Raw genomic sequence first — 20,508 nt, forward strand, 5'->3', positions numbered from 1 at the left:
TTTTGTAATTAAATGTCAATAATACTATATTTGTTCAACATTAGCGTCCCATCCTTTGATTTCTTTTTGTAACCTGTCTAGCAACTCCTGTTCCGGCTCACTGAGCGAATCTTTGTTCATCAGTTCCTCTACCCGGTTCAATTTTTGATATTTATTGTACCCCGTCAGCGTCTGCCGGAGGTAATCGATCGCCTCACTCCCGCTCTGTCCTTTGCCGTTCAGTTCGGCGATCAGCTTCGCAACTTTCTGATTGATCTCTTGATCACTGGTCTGTACGTGCTCGCGTTCGACCTCTAACACGGCGTAACTGCTCTCGCTGAGGATTGACCCGTCCGGCTTGGTGACCTTCGTATCCCGATTCAGTCCATACTCACTGTCGTCCGGATTAATACCGGTCCCCCGTTCGAAACAGACCAGATAGCCCGGTTGGAAGAGGTCGTGACCTTCGTTCGGATCCTCGTTGACCTCCAAGGTGATTTTATTATCGATGATTTGGTCGTGCTCGTTGATGTAGTTCACCAGGTTGACCAGCGGTTCGGCCGCGAAGTCGACGTATCCCGCAAACTGTGAGAGGAGCGGATATGTGATCACAGAGGCTGCTTCATCGACGAACTGCGTGACCGAATCCACCAGATCAGAACTGATGTTGTCGACGTCGTACACCTGTAGATGGATGTTCAACTCATCGTACGCGAAGTCATTCGTCGAGAGAATCACGTCATCGAAGAAATCGTCGTACCATCCTGGTTCGATACCGTGTTCCAGATACACCAACCGGTCAATTGGCGGCTGATTGTCGAACTGGAATTTGACCACTATCATCAAGTCGTTCGTCTCACCCATGAAGTCGTGACTCTCGGGAACATTGATACCGCGTAAACTGACGTTCACGGGATCTGCTGTCTGGATGATTTTCTGTTCGGAATAGCCCGTCGTGGGGTGCTGTAAGGCCGATTCTGTCAGATTCTCGCTACAGCCATACCACATAACATAAGGTTAGGAATCCTATATGATTATATATCTAATGTAAATCTGTATATGTTTTTGAACGCTAATAATGTTGTAAAGTGTTTAACCAGGGGCTCGTGGTGTTGGCAGACTTGAAGTAGCTTTCCGAGAATGCTGTGCTAGAGCACGCGTTTCCCTGGAATGTCTTCAGCAGATTGTGAGATTGTTTGAGGTGCGTAAGGGGTAACTTCGGGACGGTTTCTAGTTACAGCGGTAGCGAGGCGAAAGCCCACCCGTTCACGGGTGGGATGAAGCCCACGATTGTGTAGACTCTACACCTGCGTGGATCCCAACGCCCCGAAGTCTCTCGTTGAGGGTGCATATAGGGTGGTTGAAATCATCAATATCTCTCGTACCCGCCTTCTGATCGTCGCCCTCAAGGACGAACTCGAAGAACCCCCAAACAACGAGGGGTTCCGCCGGCAACTGAGCGACGCCTACCTCGATAGCCGTGTCGAATACGATACCGTCGAACGATCCTCGGCCCTGAGGCGGCGATGCGGTTGAAACTTCTCCGAGAATCGATTGACTAAACCGCCGTCATACCAGAACCTGATGACGACTTCTCGAGTGATGATGCTTTCTACAATGGCGAGATTGCCGAATGGACCACTTTGGCTCCGTCAAACTCATCTAACGGCGTCTAAAGGCTGAGGGTTGGTATGTGGCCCATATCGGTATGTGTATACGTCGAGAGTGAACCCCGGTGAAGCGAGAGCGTTTGAATGACTCTCTGTCTCCTTTCACAGGAGTCGAAGGTCGTCCTCAACCGAGACCTCGATCGGATTTCCGGCCTCGTCATGGGTTATGAAGTAGAGGTCGATACGCTCCTCCCCGTCTTCACGCCGAAACACTGGCACGCAGGTCATCGTTTCAGACGACTGCTCATCACATTGCGTTTCGATCCGACGTCGCGTCCATTTTCCCTTCTGTTCGAGGTCGGATCGTGATCGCTGCTGGCTTGTCAGCGTATCGGCGGCGGCGTTGACCACCCGGAGCGAGAATTCGTGAACACTGCTGAAGTCGAAGGGCCCACCAGATTCGGTCAGGCGATCCAGATCCGACATATCGTGTTGGTCGAGGCACAATGCGTGTTCCTCGACGGCTCTGTAGACTGTGAGTGCAGGATACTGTTCGGCGAGTACGTCGTGCAGATAATCGCGAACACACGAGCGATATTCGTCGAGTGAGAACGCTGAGCTATTAGGCGAGATAACTTGCAGTTCGGCTCCGGTCTGGGCGATAGAGCGCGTACGTGGTTTGTTAAGGGGCGTTAGGAATCCCATTCGATCGGTCGTGAGAAGGTACGCGTAACTGAAGAGACGTGACCGGGAGCTACCGCTCTTCACTGGATCCTTCTCCTCTGCATAGTATTTCGAGTCGAGGACGGCTAGTGTCTCGTCCCCTTTTTCTACTGCGTGATCCGGTTGGTGATACACGTTCGACTCGTTCTCGAATGGCTGCACTGTTGGGGAACGTACGGCAGCAATGTTTTCAGTTTGGTCGAGTCGATCGAGGCTTTTGATTACCTCCAACTCGTCTTCGATGACGACCTGTGAGTACTGTTCGAACAGCGATTCCATATTTAAAACGTAGTCGACGACTAACTCGCGGTTATTTTGCATCGCTGGCGTCCCAAGCGAGGATGCCACGATGGCTTTGGCAACTTCGATGGCTTGCCGGTAGTAGTGGCGCTGTTTCGGGAGTTCGTGGAGCGAAAAGTGTCGATACTCGGGGATTCGTCGCCGACCGCTATCCACGCCGAGTCGCTCTAAGTGCCGAACCTCTTGATGCACCTGCGAGAAGATGTGGTAATAGGCCTGATGATCGTACTTGTCCTCATACTGCTGGAAGAGGTGCAGCAAATGGATACCGGCGTAGTGGAGCAGCGAATTGGCGGGGTTGTCGTAGTCGACTTCTTTCAGTAGACAGTGTTGCTGGGCTCGTCCCTCGGCCTGATTCACCAGTGATCGCTCGATATCGATGACCCCACGGGGCTGTTCGAGATCTGCCCGCCGGGTTTCCAATTGGCGCACGAATCCGTTCCGATGGACGTCCTCAAGCCCGTTCAGGTAGTTGATGGCGAGAATCAGGAACACGTCTTGGAGATCGACATCCTCAGTTCGGAATTCGGAGAGTGGGATGCCGTGATACTCGATCGACTGCCTGCGACCATGCACCGCCAGCAGCATATCGAAAATGTGATTCCAGTCGATCTTCGGCTCGATGCGGAGCTTCGAGCGCGGTGTGAGGCTAATGATCCCGACATTGTCCCGGGCCGTCACGTACATCACCGGTTCGTCGAGACGAACCCGAACGACCCGATACTCCTTCTCCCGGTCGTCGAGTGACTTCTGTGTCTTCACGAAGATATTGTCCGCCTCCTGCTCGAACGACGCTCGGCGGAGTTGCTCGCCGATGGATGGTGGACAACCTTCGATTCGGATCTCACCACGCTCCGATATGCTGAACGTCCCCGGCTCGTAAGTGTACGATTCGTCGGGATCGGCGATACTCATTGCTGATACGAACCCATCTGTCGCTGTTCTGCTTGGAGTTCGCGGCTTGCGAGTTCAGTGGCCGGGGAGAGATCGAACGTTTCGAAGGATTTGTTGAGTGCCCGGTAATGCTCCTCGATTTGTTCGATTTGCGGGAAGGCCGCCGAATTCAGGAGTCGCGGAACGATGAAGGTACGGAAGGCCTGACCGACCGCCTCCCCGGGAGCATCCATGTACAGACTCTCGTCTCGAAGTGCCTCACAGAGGAAGATCGTGACATCACGGTAGTGCATCGGTCCGAACCGCATGATCGGGCCACGCGATGCCTGTTCAGAGCCGTTGTTGATCCCGTTGTAATCCGCCTCGAAGAGTTCGAGTAACTCGTCGTTGCTGATCAGAGGGATATCGCCCAAATTGTCGTCGATCCAGCCTTCGAAGAGGGCCCGCCTATCTTCACCCTCGTACTCGTCGAGTTCGACCATCGCGAATCGACGTGTGATCGCGTTATCCAACTCGTTGACCGTGCGGTCGGACATATTCATCGTGCAGATGATGCTAACGTCCTCGTCTAATTCGATCGTCTCGCCGTCGTCGGTCTCTATTAGCGTCTGCTTACGATTCTCGATAGCCGTGTAGAGTGGGCCGAAGATTTGAGAGATATCCGCCCGAGTGATTTCGTCGAGAATAACGGCATACGGGATATCGAAGTCACGAGCGCACTTGACGCCTTCTGAGACAGCTCCAAGTTCAGTTTCGTACCCTAAAGAGCGAACGTCAGTTGACCCCGTGAGCTTTGGACCGATACCGCCAATGATGTCTTTGGCTGTCCACGAGGGCGTCGCAGTGTGGAGCGAAAATCCAACACAGTGTCGAAGCGCGAGTTGTTTTGCGAACGTCGTCTTTCCAGTACCTGTCGGTCCGTAGAGGACGACTGGTTTTCCGGTCCGCAGTGACGTACGGGCGTTTCGCTCTACATCGTCCGGAACGAGTATCGTACTAGGTGTATCATCGCCACGGGTGATGACCGTTCGTTTCAGTTCCTGAGAAGCGTGCGGAGAACGGAGAACGGCCTGCCTGAGTGGGCCGATACCCTGGTCACCCTCGTGGTGGATATCCAATTTTTGTTCGCGAATGAGAAAGTTGAGAACGCTTTCGTCGGCCGCGTTCTCAATCGCTTCGACGACTTGCTCCGGCACGGCACGGAGGACTTCGAGATTCTCCTTGGCGTGATCCACTGTGTAGTCGCCGGCCGAGTTACTCATTTGTCATACCCTGCTGTGCCACCTACATAAAAGAACGTCCGTGAAGAACGTCGTTGTACCATACTGGTATCCTTTTTACCTATCAGCGTGAATCGAGTCAGGGCCTTACAATCGATTTGCTGATCGTGTTTCTTCCCTCGCCTTGATCCACGTCGGGTCGCCTGAGAGTTACACCAGTACGCCCTTGGCTAACTTGGTGAAACGAGGAACCAACATCCATCCGGGTCAGGATTGACGAGGTTGTTCCCAGTGAAATGTATCGACGGTAGGGGGGGCGCAGGTCAGGGAGAGACTGTTCGATCCGAATCCCCGGACTGAAACGTCTTGTTTGATCCGCCTACCCGACGGCTGCCCGGTCGCGTTAACTTTGGCGTGAGTTGTGCCGGACGGCGAGGGCTTTGAGCCACGATTCTGCTGTCTGCGGTTCGACATGGCTGAAACTAGTTGCGAACGATGAGGTTCGTCGTTCTATCTCCCAAAAGACACGTTCGATGGCATTCCGATTCCCATGTGAAATCATCTGGAATCGGTACCCGTCTTCGTCGAGGACGTTCACCAAGTAATCGGCGTCATCGACGAGAAATTCGACGCCATCTAGCCGATATCGTCGATGAAGTTCGGTCAGAAACCATCGCGTCGTCTGTTTCGTTGTCGCTGGAAACAGCCTGAAATGGAGGATTTCGTTCGTTTGGGGATCGACGGCACCGTACAGCCAGTAGTCGTCGCCGTTGATGCGGATCACTTTCTCGTCGACCGCAAGCTGATCCGCACTCACCGTCGAAACCGGCTGTAGCTCGGCCTTGTGAACCCAGTTGTGAACCGCGACGTGACTGCGTTGGACTCCCAACTTATCGAGAAACTGACTGGCATCCCTCGTTGACATACCTGCGAGATGACACCGGATGCCCACTTGAATCGCCCACTCGGGAGTCCGATCTCGCTCCACAAACGACAAGTCGATCCACTCGATACACTTGCTGAGGCGTTCGGATTCTGCCATAGACACTCAGAACTCGAGCGCCTCATCCTCTAACTTAACGCGACCGGCTGCCCTCGGTAAAATTTTATTATTCACCATTCTGGAAATTTAGTTGACGAGTCAAGACGCGGTTGAGACGACAATAAAATCCACTGATCCCCAAGACAATGGATAATCGCGAACTACAGAAGTTGACAGCCAAGAAAATGTTGCAGATCGGTTATACGGATAAAATATTCTTCAAAATGTCCCGGTATTATCATGTGCTTGGTATGGTACTTGATGCGTTCGTTGTTATTATCACTGCGCTCTTGACCGCCGTTCTCTATCTCCGGAATACGCCCGAGACAGTAAACATCGGTCTCGCCATAATGGCATCAATTATTTCCTTTTTCAATACATTTGTCAATTTCGAAAAACGGGCCCTGGAATTCGAAAATGCAGGGGATGCCTACAACAGTCTTCTCAAGGAATTCCGAGATTTCTACAGTCTTGAGTTAACGGGCCAGGACAACACGAATGGGAAGGCAATGGAACGTTTCGAACAATTGAGTAGCAGACAACGCGAATTAAACGAACTCACACCCGCCACAAGTGATCTCATTGCTCGGAGAGTGAAACACGAAGAGGTTATGCAGAGCATCGAAGTACAGGAAGGCGAGCTTAGACCTCTTCTCGAGGATTGACGTCGGATTATTGTTACTTTTGGAATTCCTACTGAGGGTTTGTCGGATTCCACTGACTGCCGAATACCACGATGATGTTCGGTACGCCGTGTTTTAGCACGACTTGGGCACAGTTGTGCGATCCAGATCGTGAAGCCTTGTCCGACAGTGAAGACGCACGTTTATTGCTTTCGTGACAACTTTCAGAGGTACGACCATTCTCGGACACTGAACGTGAGGGTGAAATTTCGCCTCCTCGGGGGCTCTGCGGTTGTTCCGTTAACTAATTTTGGTATAAGGATCTGTGATTCGTGCCGAGTTCAATCCGTTCCATAGAATAGCGTCGTCCACTCGATATCCATGTCCTCATATATTCGATCTAGCCACGTACCATTGTTAATGGCGTGTCTTGATGTCCCAGCGATGTGATCCTGAGTAACCACAATAAAGTATTTGTCATAGATTTCTGCGTCTATTTCGTCATCCTCAGCGGTCCATCCTTGGTTGGGAAGTGAGCCACGGAAAATCAGATGTAGGCCCGTTTTTGAGTAGGAGAGTTCCGCATAGGTCTGGGCACGACGCACGTATTTCCATACTTCCTCATCGATCCGGCCAGTGGTTGGATCGATACAGTTGTCAATGTCTACGACGACGAAATCGTCCCGTTCACGGCTGATAACAACTCCCACCCCTTCCAATTCATCATGTGATGAGGCAGTCTCAACGGCTTCGTCGTAGCTGTACCAGTTTGAAATGTCCTTGTAAGTGACTGTGCGAACACTCCCGGCTTCGATTTCAGCCGGTTTTTTTCTTACGTGACCGTCCTCATCAACCGACGCCCAGCACACCCACCGATCGAGTTTCTTGAGATTATGCAACAAGCCATTGGGCTTTGCTCCTGAGGGTTCGAGGGATCGCATGTGAATCAGACTGAACGTTCCTCCCTTGTTGTTCGTCGTATTGTTGTGTCGTTCATTATGCTCTGTACGACCTGATTTGGGCGGCTGTGGCTTTGAAACCGAGTATCTCGGCGACCGTGGCGAAGGAGTCTCGACAGGCCATACATTGTTGTACACCTTGTTCTTCATTTACTCTGTTCAGACGCATGAATATGGTCGGGTTGAAATACGCCGCAACTGCTTGGTCGACGACCTCCCAGTCTGACTGCTTCGGGAACAGCCAATTGTATACAACGACGAATTTGATGGCGTCAACCAATAGTTCTCGTCCGAGAGAAACGTCGTTGTCCTCCCCAAGTTTCCACGCGTAATGGCTGAGAGCGTCTATAAAGTCGTAGTTTGTTTCGATCGGGAGACTGACCGATGATAGTGCGGCGTCCAAGGCTGCTTCAGCGTCAAACAGTTCCGCAAGCGCGGGAATCGAAAGATGCGTGTCACGTTCTATATTCGTTGGTAGATCGGTCAACTTGGAGAGTACTGCCTGCTCTGCGCTGAAGCGTAGTCGTTGATAATCCTGTTTGTGATGCAAATGTCGCAAGATTGGATAATCGCTGTTGTGCGGTTGATCATCGTTCAGATGAGTGGAGACATGTAAGGGAGCAAATTGTCGCGAAGTGCTGTAAAGTTCCGGAAGCCCGGCAGCATCGACGACATCCATCGTCGCAATCACACGAAACGCCATCGGAACGGGTAACAATTCGTCCCCAACACTGATTCGGCGATCCACACGGCGTTCTATCTCCAAGAGTGTCAATACGTTCCCGAGCTGGGGTATCGGGACAGTCTCAAAGTTCTCTATTAACATCCAGACCGGATGTTCGTGTTCGTCTAGCGAGGCATAACAAGAGTTTACAGCTCGTATGAACGGTCCAACGCTCTCGTTATCACTCGGCGTTGCCAACAATTGCTGGTCATTTAGATCCGGTGTCGCCGTTACTGTCAGGAGATCTGTACAGATTGCCTGCCCAAGTCGCCGAGCGATAGAGTTCTTTTTTGTACCGGTTGGTCCGTATAATAGCAAGCTTCGACCGGCAATGAGGTGGGCTAGGCCGTACTGATAGAGTTCGGGTCGCAGCTCGCCAACTGTTGCCTCCTGCAAAATCACCGCCCCTGGCTCGTCTGCCTCCTGAAGAAGTTCCGTGTCAGGAGTTGGTTGCTGATCGTTTTTGAGGGTGAGTATATCGGTAATTGGCGCTTCGTCAGGTTCTGGGAGTAACTCGGGCTTGGTTTTGTCGGTACCTTCCCCACTCCTTTCGGGTGTGTCATCAGGCGCCTGAACGGAGCCGTCCTCAGCAACCTCAACATAGGTGCCCTCCTCATGTAGAGCGCGTAGTATTTCGTTGGCCTGTTCTGAACTGAACCAGTCCTGCGTGATGTCGAGTGGGAATTTTTCTTTGGGGAGTCTGTATAGTGTGTCCCACGATATCCTCACCTGATACGGATACTGTTCGCCGGCTGCTTCTGGGATGAGGGCCTCTGCAACGTCGGATTCGGCCGTGAACGGCCCGTAAATCAATTGATCCTCGAAATCGTACAGAACGAGTCGATCACCCTTCGACACGTCCAATTTCTGTGGCCGTCCGAACACCTTATATGAAAAGTACAGTTGAAATGTTTTGTCATCACACAAAAATTTCCATATCGCTTCTTCAGAGCCGTCGATATCGTCTTCCGTGTCGCCCTCGGTAGTTCCGTCGTGTGTTGCTTGATCCTCTGCACCTGCCATCGAGAGAATAGCCGTGTATTCGTCCTCGGAAAGTTCAAACAGCGATCCTCTCGCTCTCAGGTTAATTGGGGATGAATCAGCCAGTATTGGATCCTCTTTGATATCGTTCCAATCTACCGCATCGAGCGCTCGCTCGTATTCAATAACAATTCCATCATCTCCAGTCTCCAATCCAGATACGATTTTACCTTCGCTGGTAACTTTTCTCCTGGGTGATGATGTATATATTAGAACTCTATCACCAGGTTTGGCCTTCTCGAAGGCCGAGAATTTTCGCCGTTTGTTCTCGTTATTATTGTACGCCTGATATCGGATTTGGTCGCCCTTCTCAGCGTCCTCGGGATCCCAATAATCAGGATTAGCTGTGAGCCAAAAATAATTAGACGGACTTTCCTCTGAAATATCCGCGTTCATGCTAAGTTGTAATACCAAACTGTACTGATGGCTTCGAACTAATAACTTGTTGGAAAAGAATAATTTGCGCTCTCGACCAGCAGGCCGATGTTATATCACAGCGAAGCGTTCGGTTCAGGCGGTGTCATCAGGCACCCTGCTGACTTGTCTTCCCGCATCTCACCGATTACAAAGGCCACGTGAGTGATATACAACGATCTCACCAGTTTCCGAAACAAGTACCTGACTACTAGGAGGCTTGTGGTTGCGCACGCAACGATCGGAGACCGCATGATCGAAGCGAGCGGTGGAGGACCAGCGTATCAAGTCCTCCTGAGGAAGCGAGTACGGAGCGGAAAATGGGGCGGTAGAGCCTGGGACAGTCAGGCGTCCAATAAAAAGACGAGTTCGCACTGACCTAAGCCGTACACAGCGTGAAGCGAGTGCGGGGTGCCAGACTCGCGGCTGATTGGTTTCCGTTCGTTCCGATACAGAGGTGAACGGGCTCCGTACGCGCTGAGCACACGGAAGCCGTTAGCCAACAGCCCCGCAGCGATATCTGCGGTACGCCGAGCTCCGGAGTCTCCGTTGGCAAGGAACACCGGACTTTGAATCCGGAGGTCGCTGGTTCGATTCTGAACTCTGAGTTGGGGAAGCCACTCTCCCAGGGATCGTACACATCGAAATCGTCGTAGTCCCAGATGACGAGTTTGCTGTCCAGCGTGGCCTCCCAGTTCAGTCTCCCAAACAGGAGATCAGTACGCCGTCGTCCTGGTCAGATGAACCGGTGTCTCGACTGTCTCCCGCATACGGAAGAGTTATACGTCGGTGTCGGTGGGCGGATAGGCGAAGAGATCCGGGCCGAGGTGGCGGATCAATTGAACGAGCGACTCCCCAGTTCGAAGGAGATTCGCTATCGCTACAGCGAGATGAAAAACAGGGGGCGGAAGGAGTCGAATATCGTGAACCGAATCACCGAATCCGGAAGCGACGGGTTACAGATCGAAATGACGCCCAAAACGTCGTACAACTACTGGAAGCGAGTCGCCCGGTCGGTTCGAGACGTCTACATCAAGTTACTATAGAATCGGGACTGGGGCGAATGACGTGGATGAAGCTCTCTATGTTGGGTTTATTCCGGCCTGGAGGTTTTCCGATACTGCCGGTACGCTTCCGCCTACTTCCGTTGTTCCGCAAGTGGTGGGACATGGTGTTTCTCCTCGTCGAAGGACGGCAGTTCTTCAATCATCGGGATGTCCATCACCACCCTAAGGACGCGATCCTCGGGACGTAATTCTCGATTACTCACTCCTTGCCGTGCTCCCTGACTGACTGTCGGACATATGAATTGCTGGGGATACTCCCGCTCCAACTCTTCGAGTATAGTTAGTGTCTATGGTCGGTTGAAATATTATATTTTCAACAGTAACGGCATTTTAAGTACATATCAAAAATCTGAGATATATTCAATAATCTTGTTACCGTAGTTCGTGGTAGTGTGCATAATATGATATCTAAACAACAAGATATTGTATTGATTATTGCGATGACGACCGTACTGGCGATAGCTCCACTCACGATGGCAGGAATTGTTTCAGGTCAGAGTGGTGATCAGCAAGTAGAAGACAAGTATCCTGAGACCTGCCGACCCTTTTCTGAAGTACCCATAGCAGACTTGGGAACAATCAGCGGAACACAGGATTCTTTGGATAGGGACAAGTTCAGAGTGAGATTAGAAGAGGGGCAACGATACACTATTACCACGCGAGTAGCCGATGGACACGGTGGCACAACATTCGATTTTAGCGGACTATCCGGAAATGACGAAAGCAGATTTATTATCCTGAACCATTCGGGAAGTACTGCTGATTCTGAGGTTACAGAATTTGGACCGAGAATCGAGGTCTACCCTCATGCCGATGGAAGTGATGCGTTCTTGTCCATGAGGGTGGATGAGACCATGTTATATTGTTTTTCTGTTATCGGTGGTGATGTAGATACGAATCGATTGTTCGAGTGGGAACTCACGATAACAAATGTCGACGAGGACGAATCAGTAAGTGAGTTGGAAGGACAATCCCAGGGCGACTCGGAGGATGAAGAAACTGTCCAGCAATTACAACGGACTATTGAGCAAAAGGAGCAGCGTATTTCAGAACTAGAATCAGAGGTAGAGGAACTTAAAGATCAAACCGAAGAACTCGAAGCCCAACTTGAGTCCGCTCAAGAGAGCCAAGAAGTCTCACTCGAAATCACCGTCAGACCTGGAGAGGGGCAGAATAACTTCGTGGCGGGAGGAGTAGCGCTTGTGGAGGTAGAGGCTGGGTCTGCCAGTCTAAGTCAGTTGCAAATCGAGTATCGCAGTGGTACTTATGAAGTGGATCAAGATGGACAGATCCGAATTCCGTTAGCAGATACTGGACAGCATGAAATGAAGTTCGTGTACGGGGACACCACTGAGTCAGTGACTCTAAACGTACAACATCAAGATGGCCAGACAAACCAAACGGGCGGGTCTGCCCCAGGTTTCGGTTTCGGAATCGCTATAGCCACTATATTGTGTCTCGGATTGCTATTTCGGCAGATGAGTTGACGATAGCGAATAATCCTATTGGATTTCGTCGACAAGACATCGTCAGAGTGAGTCGGTTGGGATATTCGTATCGGTATCAGGACTCGTCGAACAACGAGCAGTGTCACCGAACGTAGCTGTATACGTCCCAACCGCGAGTGGCGTAATTGATCATACGCCCGTTCGTGATTCCTCGGAGCAACAAACTCCCACTCGGCCGACGCGAGTTCTCTGTAAGAAGACTCTCGATTAGTTCGACTGAGAGCGAATCGACACCTCCATGACCCGCTCCCGACTCCGTGAGAGCGATGGTGCACGACTGTGGTGACTGTTGAGGATCTATCCCCCAGCGGGGCGCTGCCCGGACCGATGATCGTCGAGGTGACGGCTGTCGACTGGGATGCCGGTTCCTCACGGCGTGCAATAGTCGCTCTCGTTGATCACGCTGGAAACGAGTTCAAACTCGTCGATTACGACGGCGCCGAACTAACAATCGACTGGAAGCCGAACCACCGCTATCGCATCTCCGGATGTAATGTCAACAAGGGAGGAGCGGACTATCCCGTCGCGTTGGAACCGAGCAAGCGGACACGCGTCGAGTCGCTCGGACCGAGCGAGGATCATACCTCACTCCTGGTCGTGGGAGATACGCACGTCGGTCGGACGAACCACCCGAAAATGGAGGCGAGGATCGACCCTGTCGAAGCATTCGCCACCGCTGTCGACTACGGAATCGAATGCGGCGTCGACGCCGTCGTCCACGTCGGGGATATCTTTCACGAATCGGCATCGGAGGGGGAGGCGACTGCCGTCGATCAGCGTGTGTTCGCCCTGTTGGAGGACGCCTCGATTCCCTTCTACTACGTCCGTGGGAATCACACCGCTGAACAGGGTGAGGGGGTACTGACGAAACGTCCCCTCGTCTCGAACCTCGATACGGGGGGCGAGCGGATCGGCTCCGACGTGCGTGTGTTTGGCATCGATCATGCCGAGGAGGGTGAACTTCCCTGGAAGAGGCTCTCCTTTCCTAGCCGAGTGAGCGAACCGATCTCCATTCTGGTTGTTCACCAGACCCTGCGTCAGCTATCTGGCCCGACAGCCAAGAGCGTCGACCTCGATCGTATTCAGCGACGGTTCGGCGGCCAGTTCGATCTCGTTGTCTCGGGTCACCACCACGACGCGACGATGGAAACCCGGAGCGGGACGACCGTGATGTACACCGGCGCGGCCGAACGAATGAGTAAGAATCAGGATTCTACCGATAGAGTCGCCTGGCTCGTGACGTCAGCAGGATCCTCGGTAGCGATTGAGCGATACGATATCCCCTGATCGAGTTACACTGCGAGGCTTTCAGCGGTACTGATTCCAGACAATCTACATTAGATAGTTCGCATCACGGACCCCACCCAGAGGTGGTTGGCTGGTCAGGCGTTACGCGAATTTTTCACAGACAAGGGAGTGAAGAGTTCGAGAGCAGTCGAGTGGTCGTCCCGGCTGGCGCCCGCGGTACCGAACGCTCTTCACCCAGACCCAAACATGGCTACTGACCAGCACACGCAGCGACGCGGACGGAGCACCGACTCGACGGACGACGGCATTCCAGCAGCCGACCACGCTCACGTGCCGGCACTCATCGCCGAAGAATTCACACTCCGGTTCGCCGGACTCGCGGACGTCGATGCGGAGGCGGTCCCCGGAAACGATGAGCGTTCACCGGACGCCTGGTGTGGAGACGACGGTGTGACCTCACTCGAGCAGGCCATCGAGGTGCTGCCACGAGCCAGTTCCGGGGAACTCTGGGCAACCAACGAGTTCGTTGAAACCGACGGCGCCGTCGACATCACCGCTATCGAATCGGTTCACGGGCTCGATACGGATGCGCTCGAACAGACGGCCGGACGTTCGCTGGACGAGCTAGCCGCCCAGACCGACGCCGAGCCGATCGTCCCCATCGAGGATCATCAAGACATCATCGACCGGCGACGGAAGGCGCTGTGTGCGCTGGGCTACGATGTCCGGTTCCGCTGGCAGATTGCCTCCGACCGCTACTCGATCATCAATCCGCAAGAAGCCTACCAGCCGATCACCACTGCACTCCAGCGACGGGGTGAAACCGGGGCATTCGGCTGGCTGAGCTACCGCGACTGGGGCGGGCTGCTCAAGCTGTTCATCGTCTGTCCCGGCCTCAAGCAGATCGTCAGCCCGCCTGAGGAGGCGGTCGACATCGACGACGAGAACGATATCGATGCCCTCGGGGGAAGTCGCGTTCGGGAGGCCGAAGCGCCGGATTCAGATTCAGACGGAGATCTAGTGGTGTACGGCGGCTTCGAGACGGGGTACGACTTCCGGGGAACGCAGACGCTGTGGGCGAAGCCGATCCTGTACTTCCCCGATAGCGAAACGATCGTTCCGGATACGGGTCAGCGGTACACGCGCCGGCACTACGGACAGGCGACCAACGCCGATCACGAGCGCGCGAACGACCGGGTACCCATCAGCGAGTGGTGGGCGTCGATCTACGACGACGTCGAGACGCGAATGGTCGATGTCGACGAAACACTCCGGCGGGCCCGGGCGATCACCTACGATTTCGAGGTGCTTCCGTTCTCGGCTGCCGACTGCTACCGATACTGGGGCATCGCCGACACGTACGCCGCTGTCGCGGCTGACCGAGCGACAAGTCTCGCCAATCCCACGTCCCGACCGACGGTGTTCAACCTGCAGCTGTCGTTGTTGATTGCGCTGCTGGAGGAGTACACCGGGTCGTGGGCCTCGAACACATACCAGGAGTATCTCGAGGTGGCTGGCGAATTGCTCCGGACGCCGGCGATGATGATCCAACTGGCCATGCAGGAGCACGACAGGCAGGTCGAAGACGCTGCCGAACGGATCCTCGCAGAGGGCCAGCAGACGTTGAGCGACGCCCTCGAGGACATCGTCGAGATCCCGGGCATCGACGTCGACACCGAGGCCGCGCTCTCGGACCGGGAGGCTCAGCGACTCCACGACCAAGTCCAGCAGCAGCTGGACGACATCTGATTTGAGCAGACTATTGAAATCATCACCCAGTTATGCATTTTGGTGACCGTACTCAATACACAGCACGGCACGCCAATACTGGTCTGTTCGAACTGTGCAGTGGAGAAGTTTGTTTCTCACTATACTTTATTAACCGGACGTGGTTGTCCAGCAACGATGAAAGTTCTTTCATGGAACGTTGATGGAACGTTCCCACCGCAGGGCTCACCAGCTCAGATTACTAATCAAATAAGGTGGTTAGACTCACTTGAAACTCAGCCGGAACTCCTCTTACTGCAGGAGGTCAACCCAAATCGACGTGATCTCTGGCAGGAATTGTTGACCGACCAGCTTGGGTATGAGACTGTGCGAGATACCCTCGATATCGCGGTAGAACAAGGCAATAGCAACGGCCACATCACTGCTATACAGAGCGAATTAGATCTCTTAGAGACCACTACTGGTATTGAATTGAATGAGACCACTACACGAACTGAGTCAGATCGTTCGACAGCGTATCCCGAAAAACTTCTCGTTACCGGTATCGAATACGGAAATACAACTATCGAGGTCTGGAACGTCAGGGCGGTTCCTGGCAGCAGCTACCCCGAAGAAAAACTCACGATCCTTGAACTCGCCTACGAGTACATCGAAGAAGCCGATGAGAAACTTCGTATCCTCGCTGGTGATCTGAACACCCCGCAGCGGGAACTTGCTGACGGCCAAGCCATCACGTACGGCTACCAACGAGACGCTGATCTCCAGCAACGAGGAGTCACCGCGGAACTCAAGATTCTCAAAGGCTTAGGACACTTCGGGATGATTGATGTCTTCCGGGCCCAACACGGGTACGGCGACATCGACTCGCTCTCGGTGAGTCATGATGGTCGACGAATCGATCACCTCTTCGCATCGGAAGACCTCTCTCCGGCCGACTGCTGGTATTCAGAAACTGGAGCCACCCACAGCGACCACGCACCAGTCCTCGCTGTCTTCGATATTTAATGGATGCATCACGTCCATGGTCATCAACATATACTGATTATACGCTCTGCATACAACAGAACAATTCTGTCAGATACTAAGCGATTCATCCGAGGTATTTGACGGTAACACGGGCGCGACATGCGTCCGATTTCGCTCTTCCAATCGAGCGACAGAGGTCCCGAGGATGGCGGTCTGTGCGCCCCGACTCGGTCTCTCCAGAACGACCATGTCATCCACTACTACCGACGACGCGGACAGCCAGCCCGACGAACAGGCCGTCTTGAGCCATCTCGTACGGCGACTCCTTCAGCGCGAAGGCGGCCAGATCCCTCTCGAACGAGTCACCCTCCGGGTGAGCGACTACGTCGACATCGGCGAGCAGGCCGCCGCTGACCTCATCGACGAGGGTGCCGACGCCGGAATCTACACGCTGGAGCGAGGTGCGGGTGGAACGAGAACGATCACCGGGGTTAGCCCGCAGGGACCCGAACCTGACATCATCGTCGCGGCCTTCGGGGCTGCGGCGGACACGCCTGACTTCACCGTCATCAGCGTCGTCACCGAGAGTATCGACAAGGCGTTGCGTGACGCGGGCTACGAGACGTTCAGTTCCCTTGCTGACGCTGGCGCTGACGACCTCACCGGGCTGACCGGAACGCTCACCGAGAGCCGCGCAGCGGCCATCCTCCAGGAGGCACCCCAGCACGTCCCCGTCGGGACTCGCCTTGCGACTGCCGCCGCCCGGCGATACGCGCGTCGGCTCGACGCCGAGACAGACCGTGGTGTGGCCCGGGTCGTCGACCTTGCGACCACCGACATCGCCGTGGGCGAACCGGTCTACCGAACTGCGGGACTCGATCCCGAATACCTCGAGGCGCAGTACGTCAGTGCCGTCGGTCGCAACGCCGACGACCCCGTGGCGACCGGCCTGCACGTTCTCGACGACCCGGACCACCCCGACGTACCAAAGGCCGCGACTCACCCCGAAGCCGGCGACGACGCGCTCCCCGTCGACGACACCGGGCACGTCGTCCCGCCGGCGATCCCGGTCGAACCGCGACTCCAGCTCCCGCTGGATGAATTGCTCGCGAAGAAACTCGCCCGAGGCCTGGTCCCTGTCCGCCTCGTCGGGCCGCGCGGCTCGGGAAAGAACTACCTGATCAAGTACCTCTGCCACGAGACAAACAGAGGATACGTCTCAATCGACTGTGACGAGGCGACCCACACCGAGGACCTGTTCGGGCCGCTGACGCCCACCGAGGACGGCCTGATCGTGCCCCGGACTGGACCCGCCAAGCAGGCACTCCTGAACGGGTCGGTCTTGGTGCTCAACGAGTTCCCGGTGATGCGAGCCGGCGCTGCGATGGCGCTCCATCGCCTGCTCAACGAGGGGAAACTGCTGGTGAAGTCACATGGCGAGCTGGTCGAACCCCATCCGTCGGCGCGGATCGTGATCACGATGAATCCGCCCACCCGGGAGTACCGCGATTCCGAGCCGATGAACTCCGCTACCCGTGGACGGTTTCGGGCGCTGGAGCAGCCCTACATTCAGGACGTCGAGGTCGAACTCGACACGCTTGACGCGCAGGTCAACAGTGGCTCCCGCGTCGTCGATCGTGGGACGCTCCGGAAGATCGTCCAGTTCGCCCACCAGACTCGCCAGAACGAGAACTGGCCGACGCTGTCGACCCGGAACCTCGTGATCGTCTGTGAGCACATCGAGGACGGCGCCGCGCCGAAGGCCGCGGTCAAGAACGAGGTGTGGGCGGTCGCCGTGGTGAACATGTGTGGCTGAAAGATTGATATTTGAGCGAGGGGAACTTCAGGCGTGAAAGGACTGGCCACCCGAACCGTCGTTGGAGCGGTCGCCGCCTTCCTCTTCGCGGGCGTGGTGGCGGCGATGTTCACCCAGGGGCCGCTCTACCAGGCGATAATGCAGGGAGAGAACGAGCTCAGCCAGAGCACCAGTTATACTATCGAGATAGAGGACGGAGATGGATTTACGGCAAAGGAGAGGTTCTCAGATCTCGCGATGTTTGTATACCAGAGGGCCACGAAGGCCGGTTGTGGAGGTTCTGGGTATGTACAGAAGCAGATAGACGGAATAGTGCCTGGGGGCGCTGACTGGGGTGATTCTGGTCAGAATGGATACCCTGCTCTGGAAGACACGTATCTTGGCAAGAATCCTCCCTGTTACGGCGCAACTTCAGCCCAGTTCGACAGTCCTATAGCTGAATTGACCGCAGAGCTTGGAAACGACATGGAGGGGGTATACTCTAGGGAATACTTTAAGGTTGAAACTGAAGAACCGATCAAGCTGACGACAGGATCAGGCACTTGGCTCGAGAAGAAGAGCATAGACGGTGCTGTCAACGCAGGTTACCAGTCTGCAGTATTAGAGGAATGCAAGCCATCTCTGGTCTTCACTCCTACTGCACAGGCCTCTTTTGGTTTGTCGAAGCATCATTATGTTTTCTTTTTTGAGGAGGACGCTTCAGGCAGGAGCTCTTCTTTCTATCCATATACCAGCAAGAGAGTTTACTGTACGGGTCATGGTGCCGCAGCTGGCCCTAATTTAGCGGCAAATGTGATAAACCCGTCCAATCCTCCTCCCGCCCAGGTGATCCTCTGCCCGGGCGACACCGGTTACATACAGACAAACAGGAAAGAACCTCTGTGGGACAGCGAAGTTGGTACGAATCCTAATACTTATCCTCACATCGTGCTGACGGATCTTGGATCCGGAACCGAATGCGAGGGAGTAGCAGACAACCAGCAGTTCTCGGGCACCTCCAGCGGGTCACATCTCTACGTCTATTCCAATGTGGAGGGTGGTGGAACGACCTATCCCGAGGTATTCAACAGCAAGTTCAAGTTGAGAGGTTCAATGGCAGCACCATTCGTAGGAGAAGCATGGGGGGAGACGAAACCCACCAAGCAGAGATGCCAGATCGTGTTCAGGGACCGTGATTGGGGGGCAGTCAAATCTCCAGATGATTATCTGGTCCAGGGTGTTTGGGCTGGCGAAGAGATAGAACAGCAGAGCCTCGCTGACGGAGGTTCCTATCCAGTCTTCCAGGGAGTTTCGCCTGTAAGAAAGTGGGTCGAACACAGTATACCCGGGAATCCGGATACGGAGGGAGAGTTCTCTTCCTCGAATCCGAGAAGCTTTGTCACACTGGATGGATCAGAGCTGTCTAATAACCCGGGAGAGCTGAGGGTGACTTCGGTAGGAGGGGATAATCTGAATCAGATTTACGGAGATCTTCTCTGTGTCCCTGGATCTGCCGGTTCAGACGCAGAGTTCAGACTGTGTACAGATGGAGCTCCTGCAGAAGGCAGCACAGTCACAATTCCCGCAAGCTCCGAGAACCCCTACATGATACAGGACGAGGAATGGAAGTGCGAGGTTGGAAGCGGACGTTACGGCGAGTGGAGGCAAGTTGGTTAATTATTTCTCGAGCGGTTCCTTGACCACCTTGCCGTCTCAACCACGTAGTTAAACTGGTCGAAGCTTCTCTCACCTTCTTCTACCGTCGCATAATCGGCTCTGGTTCTTTCTTCGTCCGGGAAAAGATGAAGTCTTGCTGAATGGTATCCGTCTGAATCCTCTACAGCACTTTCACATTCTGGATTATCGTCGAGCATCGGATTTTCTCCGTCTAGAAGATGTTCTATCTGCCATCCCATCGAACCTAGTATGTCGTCGGTACTGGACTCTCCTACTCCGCGTTGAACGAGAATATAGTTCTCTCCAGGGGCTACTGCGACTTTTCGAGGACCTCTCTTCGCTTGGAAAGTGCCTGTGTAGACCGGAAGACCCTCTATTTCGGTGTTTAAGCTCAAATCAGGCCCCGAACTTATACTTTCGACGTCAGGAACTCCGTTTTCGAGATGGAAGAGGCCTGGTTGAGATCTAGCTTCAAAATATTTTGTTACTTTGTCCCAGAGACCCATTGCATCTAGTACTCTTCCGTTAACGCTCGGATCCACCGTCATGCCGTTTTGCTCGTATCCCTTCCTGTCCAGAACTGAGCCAGTGTACGAATCATTTGAATCCCACCCTGGGAGCTCGATATCGGGGTTTACAAGATCGTCGAGGACAAACATTCCTCTGAGCATCTCGGAGTTGGAGGGATCGTCCGAGATGGGAAACTCTACTGAAGGGGAGGAGCCTTCTGCTGTTGGCTCTCTAGAGGTATCTTCCACATCTGTCGTCCGTTCATTTCCTTCACCGTCTTCTCCACCTTCTTCCTGTCCGCCTTTTGAAGAACATCCCGCCAGACCGGCCGCAGATCCTCCTGCCACTGTTTTTATCATGTTTCTTCTTGTTATTCCATTTTCGCCGGATCCTCCTGACATAAATTCCAAATACCAACCAAACTTTTTTTATTGTTACGGTTAGGTGGTCACCTGCTACTCCGGGATACTTAATTCAGGA

Annotated in this window: 15 protein-coding genes; 8 read left to right on the forward strand and 7 right to left on the reverse strand. The window is 53.9% G+C overall.

Features of this window, described 5'->3' with window-relative positions; all coding sequences use genetic code 11:
* Positions 1–24 precede the first annotated feature (24 nt).
* Positions 25–987, reverse strand: a complete 963-nt coding sequence (locus DU502_RS11825) for a hypothetical protein (RefSeq protein ID WP_121921940.1) — start codon at positions 985–987, stop codon at positions 25–27.
* 303 nt (positions 988–1,290) lie between these two features.
* Here DU502_RS11825 and DU502_RS18735 point away from each other — a divergent pair, with 303 nt between their 5' ends.
* Positions 1,291–1,515: a hypothetical protein gene (locus tag DU502_RS18735; protein WP_241966861.1), complete on the forward strand. Its 225-nt coding sequence runs from the start codon at positions 1,291–1,293 to the stop codon at positions 1,513–1,515.
* A 236-nt stretch (positions 1,516–1,751) separates the two neighbouring features.
* Here the strand turns inward: DU502_RS18735 and DU502_RS11835 are convergent, their stop codons facing one another.
* The 3 genes from DU502_RS11835 to DU502_RS11845 form a co-directional block, all read right to left on the reverse strand.
* Complete coding sequence (locus DU502_RS11835; protein WP_121921941.1) at positions 1,752–3,527, reverse strand: McrC family protein; 1,776 nt, start codon at positions 3,525–3,527, stop codon at positions 1,752–1,754.
* Positions 3,524–4,768: an AAA family ATPase gene (locus DU502_RS11840; protein ID WP_121921942.1), complete on the reverse strand. Its 1,245-nt coding sequence runs from the start codon at positions 4,766–4,768 to the stop codon at positions 3,524–3,526. The genes DU502_RS11835 and DU502_RS11840 overlap by 4 nt, the downstream gene beginning before the upstream one ends.
* 361 nt (positions 4,769–5,129) lie before the next feature.
* Positions 5,130–5,768, reverse strand: coding sequence for an IS6 family transposase (locus DU502_RS11845; protein WP_124897070.1), 639 nt, complete (start codon positions 5,766–5,768; stop codon positions 5,130–5,132).
* Between the two features lie 185 nt (positions 5,769–5,953).
* Here DU502_RS11845 and DU502_RS11850 point away from each other — a divergent pair, with 185 nt between their 5' ends.
* Positions 5,954–6,433, forward strand: a complete 480-nt coding sequence (locus DU502_RS11850) for an SLATT domain-containing protein (protein ID WP_279432666.1) — start codon at positions 5,954–5,956, stop codon at positions 6,431–6,433.
* A gap of 299 nt (positions 6,434–6,732) precedes the next feature.
* Here the strand turns inward: DU502_RS11850 and DU502_RS11855 are convergent, their stop codons facing one another.
* Together DU502_RS11855 and DU502_RS11860 are read right to left on the reverse strand one after the other, a co-directional pair.
* A complete protein-coding gene (locus tag DU502_RS11855; protein ID WP_124897071.1) occupies positions 6,733–7,332 on the reverse strand; it encodes a hypothetical protein in 600 nt (199 codons plus the stop codon).
* Positions 7,333–7,387: 55 nt separating this feature from the next.
* The gene (locus tag DU502_RS11860) at positions 7,388–9,511 is read right to left on the reverse strand and encodes an EVE domain-containing protein (protein ID WP_121922176.1); all 2,124 of its coding nucleotides are present in this window, start codon (positions 9,509–9,511) and stop codon (positions 7,388–7,390) included.
* A gap of 1,486 nt (positions 9,512–10,997) precedes the next feature.
* Here DU502_RS11860 and DU502_RS11865 point away from each other — a divergent pair.
* The 6 genes from DU502_RS11865 to DU502_RS11890 all read left to right on the forward strand — a co-directional run bounded on the left by DU502_RS11865 (position 10,998) and on the right by DU502_RS11890 (position 19,518).
* Positions 10,998–12,083, forward strand: a complete 1,086-nt coding sequence (locus DU502_RS11865; protein ID WP_124897072.1) for a hypothetical protein — start codon at positions 10,998–11,000, stop codon at positions 12,081–12,083.
* 348 nt (positions 12,084–12,431) lie between these two features.
* Positions 12,432–13,391 carry a metallophosphoesterase family protein gene (locus DU502_RS11870; RefSeq protein WP_121922173.1) on the forward strand — a complete coding sequence of 320 codons (960 nt, stop codon included), beginning with the start codon at positions 12,432–12,434 and terminating at the stop codon, positions 13,389–13,391.
* A 207-nt stretch (positions 13,392–13,598) separates the two neighbouring features.
* Entirely contained in the window at positions 13,599–15,101 is a 1,503-nt protein-coding gene (locus DU502_RS11875; RefSeq protein WP_199722795.1) for a hypothetical protein, read from the forward strand.
* 42 nt (positions 15,102–15,143) lie between these two features.
* Positions 15,144–16,085, forward strand: a complete 942-nt coding sequence (locus DU502_RS11880) for an endonuclease/exonuclease/phosphatase family protein (protein WP_241966881.1) — start codon at positions 15,144–15,146, stop codon at positions 16,083–16,085.
* A gap of 208 nt (positions 16,086–16,293) precedes the next feature.
* Positions 16,294–17,862 (forward strand): AAA family ATPase, encoded by a 1,569-nt coding sequence (locus DU502_RS11885; RefSeq protein WP_121922178.1) that lies wholly within the window; start codon positions 16,294–16,296, stop codon positions 17,860–17,862.
* 33 nt (positions 17,863–17,895) lie between these two features.
* Entirely contained in the window at positions 17,896–19,518 is a 1,623-nt protein-coding gene (locus DU502_RS11890; protein ID WP_124897073.1) for a hypothetical protein, read from the forward strand.
* On the opposite strand, the gene DU502_RS11895 is transcribed toward DU502_RS11890, so the two are convergent.
* The gene (locus DU502_RS11895; protein ID WP_124897074.1) at positions 19,515–20,429 is read right to left on the reverse strand and encodes a hypothetical protein; all 915 of its coding nucleotides are present in this window, start codon (positions 20,427–20,429) and stop codon (positions 19,515–19,517) included. The two genes, DU502_RS11890 and DU502_RS11895, sit on opposite strands and share 4 nt — an antisense overlap.
* Positions 20,430–20,508: the final 79 nt, after the last annotated feature.

The organism is Haloplanus aerogenes (genome assembly GCF_003856835.1).
GTDB classification, from domain to species: Archaea; Halobacteriota; Halobacteria; order Halobacteriales; family Haloferacaceae; genus Haloplanus; species Haloplanus aerogenes.